At 65.2% G+C, this 2812-nt stretch carries 4 protein-coding genes and 1 pseudogene; all 5 read right to left on the bottom strand.

What is annotated here, in order from left to right:
- Window positions 1–165 precede the first annotated feature (165 nt).
- Complete coding sequence (locus tag HUU94_RS09970; RefSeq protein ID WP_174274934.1) at window positions 166–348, bottom strand: hypothetical protein; 183 nt, start codon at window positions 346–348, stop codon at window positions 166–168.
- Between the two features lie 58 nt (window positions 349–406).
- On the bottom strand, window positions 407–1336 hold the full coding sequence (locus HUU94_RS09965) for a hypothetical protein (RefSeq protein ID WP_174274933.1): 930 nt from the start codon (window positions 1334–1336) through the stop codon (window positions 407–409).
- A 95-nt stretch (window positions 1337–1431) separates the two neighbouring features.
- Window positions 1432–2115, bottom strand: coding sequence for a GNAT family N-acetyltransferase (locus tag HUU94_RS09960; RefSeq protein ID WP_254602121.1), 684 nt, complete (start codon window positions 2113–2115; stop codon window positions 1432–1434).
- The gene (locus HUU94_RS09955) at window positions 2112–2639 is read right to left on the bottom strand and encodes a YceD family protein (RefSeq protein ID WP_174274932.1); all 528 of its coding nucleotides are present in this window, start codon (window positions 2637–2639) and stop codon (window positions 2112–2114) included. Before HUU94_RS09955 ends, HUU94_RS09960 begins: the two co-directional genes overlap by 4 nt.
- Window positions 2627–2812, bottom strand: a pseudogene (locus HUU94_RS09950) (ubiquinol-cytochrome C chaperone family protein); the annotation flags it as partial. The gene HUU94_RS09955 and the pseudogene HUU94_RS09950, both read right to left, overlap by 13 nt.

The raw sequence follows: 2812 nt of genomic DNA, 5'->3' as shown, positions 1-2812 counted from the left end.
GCGCGGGCGGCGGTTCGCGCCCTTCGCCGTTCGACAATGACCTGGACGACGACGTGCCCTTTTAGGATGATGCCGCTTGGTGCTACCTCCCTCCTCGGGAGCACGAGCGTCGCTTCTCCTCGAACGGTTAAAGCGGCATCGGGCGCCGCAGCTTAAGATCAAGGCCTAATCGACATCCAAAAGCGCCAGGGTCTTCAGGCCAGCCAGTTCGTTAGACGCCGCATCCAGCCTACCCTGAAGCTCGGCGGCATCGTTCCCCTGCACTTCCCTGTCGAAAATCTCGGAAAGCAGGATTTCGATCTCGCGCTCGATCTCGGCCGCGCGCTGGAATTCTGGAGTGTAAGGCATATCGGATAACTGCTCCGGTTATTGGGGGTTTGCAAGTATAATGCGACGAAGTTAACCCTCAGTTGCCAGCCGCCAAGGCGGCGGCAAGAAGCGTGAAACTTCTGATCGTCTCGAAGTTCCTGAGCCCGGGGCTTCCCTTGGTGACGTCGAATGCGCCAACTCGACTACAGGTCGCGGTCACAACACCGAAAATCGATCGTTCCTTACCTACCCGGAACGGAATCGACGCCACCGAACGAAATCTGTCATAGTCGGTAGCTTCGGCTTGGCCGTCGTCGTCATAACGCGCTCTGGCTTGATCGGTCGCCGTATCCATTTCGACGACAAAGGGCGCGTTCAACCGCTCTTCTCCGAACTGCCACGCGGCGCCGGTCCATCCTTTGCCATACGCCCATGTCCTCGTGTCGCGCTCTTCCTCTTCACGATCGGCCCAATTGCTCGCGACGCGCTTCATGCGGAACGCGCCATCGATTTCCACCTTGCGGAAAATCGAGATGGTCCAGATGTGCTCACCGCCGAGATTCATCGGCCCGATCAACTGGCGCGCGCCGACGCTTACGAATACCTTCAAGCGATCATCGAGCGAGGCATGCTGCATAGATAACGAGCGCCCCAAGACTCCGATAAGCTGGTCGAATCCGACGTTCAACGCCTGCTCGGTCTTAAGCGCCGCCTCCACCGGCTCGCGGCGTATAACCGCCGCTTTCCAGCGCTGGACCGCCGAGCGAGCTTCACCCAGGAGCTTCACGTCCACGTCATCCAGCCATAACAAGACGATACCCCCGAACAGTGCCATGGCCGACCCGGCCAGGCCAAGGGCAAGCTTCCAATGATCGCTGAGCGGAAGGGAAAATTGCGCGAGGCCCGCGAGGAAGCTGCCGAAGAGCACCAGAGAGGCGCGCAGAATGCGCTTCGCTCGAACCCAACGATCTATGACACCCAGAGCGTGACCCCAGAGAGAAAGATCAGCCGATTCAACTTCGTCCATGAATCATCATCCGAGATGCATCGAAGCCTGTCCAGACGATCAAACGGTAATCGATATAATTGCCGAAACGGAAAACTGATGATTCTGCGTTGGAACTACGACGAAGAGATCATCGTCAGTATCATCTGCCTGCGCAGCCGGAAGCCCAGCCGTTCATAGAGCGCGATCGCGGGCGCGTTATCGGAATAGCTGTGGAGGATCGGCGTTTCGCCGCGCGCGAGGATGCGTTCGGCGACGATGCGCATCAAAGCGGCGGCATGGCCGCGTCCGCGATGATCAGGGTGCGTGCAGACGCCGCTGACCTCGGTGAAGCCCTCGGGCTTGAGCCGCTCGCCCGCCATCGCGACGAGCCGGCCTTGATGCATGATGCCGATGAAGCCGCCGAGCAAGTGGGTATTGGCGCGGAACGGGCCGGGCGCGGTGAGCGTCGCGAGCGCGAGCATCGCGGGCGCGTCCCCGGCCCCCAGCTCGACGAAATCCACCGGCGGCAGCGGCGGGCAGAGCGTTTCGAGCAGCATCTGGTGGCATGGCGCGGCGCGCCGGACGGTGAAGCCGGGCGGGGCGGGCCACGATGTCTCTTCGAGCGTGGCGAAGATGTCGTCGCCGGCCAGACGCGCGAGTGCCGCGATGCCGTCCTCGCCATGATCGGCGGCGGCGGCGAAGATGCCGATGTCGGGGCGCATCCGGACCGCCGGGCCGTCGGTGATCGCCAGTCCGGCCTGGCGTCCGCCGAGCGCGTTCCAGACCGGACGATCGAGCGGGTGCACCGCGCGCGTCACTTCTTGAGCAGGTCGCGCAACCCCGCGAGCGCGGTGGGGGCGGTCGCCTCGCCTTCCTGGAGCACGCCGACTTCCCGCAGCACCGCATCGGCATCGGGGGCGCGAGGGAAGGGATCGAGCGCGAGCGCCAGCGTCTGCGCGACCGCCTCGCCGAGATCGATCGAATTGCCCGCATAGGCCATGTCGTCGAGCGCGTCGGGGGCGACCTCGATCTCCTCGTCGGGCGCGTCGGTTTCGGGGACGAAGCGGATCGTGAAGGGCGCGTCGATCGCGCGCGGCAGCGCGACGCCGGTGGCGACGCAGGCCTGTACGACACGCGCGCGCAGGCGGCCCTCGGCGGAGATCACATCCTTGTCGCGGGTCAATGTCGCGCCGGCTTCGAGCGTGTCGAGCCTCAGCAGATCGAAGCGGGCGGCGAGCGCGGCGCGCTCCGCGGCATCGGCCGCGATCGCCACCGCGCGCGGCTCGCCGAGCGTATCGAGCCCGAACGGACGCGCGAATTCGGGCGCGATCACGCCTGCCATTCGCCGTCGAGCAGTTCGTGCGCGGGGGTCGCGGCGAGCGCCGCATCGAACGCGACCAGCCCGTCGCGCAGCACCGCCACCTGATCGGCGGGCGGCGCATCCTCGGCACGCAGCAGGTTGCGCGCGACCGCGCCGTCGAGATCGCCGCCGGGGGCGAGCCCCTCGCGGAACGC

The organism is Sphingomonas bacterium, assembly GCF_903644055.1.
Lineage (GTDB): Bacteria > Pseudomonadota > Alphaproteobacteria > Sphingomonadales > Sphingomonadaceae > Sphingomonas_I.
This window is presented reverse-complemented; position numbering and strand designations above follow the sequence as displayed.

Bases quoted from the DNA above. Each gene is read 5' to 3' on its own strand.
- HUU94_RS09955 (WP_174274932.1), bottom strand. From the start codon at position 2,639: ATGGCAGGCGTGATCGCGCCCGAATTCGCGCGTCCGTTCGGGCTCGAT.
- HUU94_RS09965 (WP_174274933.1), bottom strand. From the start codon at position 1,336: ATGGACGAAGTTGAATCGGCTGATCTTTCTCTCTGGGGTCACGCTCTG.
- HUU94_RS09970 (WP_174274934.1), bottom strand. From the start codon at position 348: ATGCCTTACACTCCAGAATTCCAGCGCGCGGCCGAGATCGAGCGCGAG.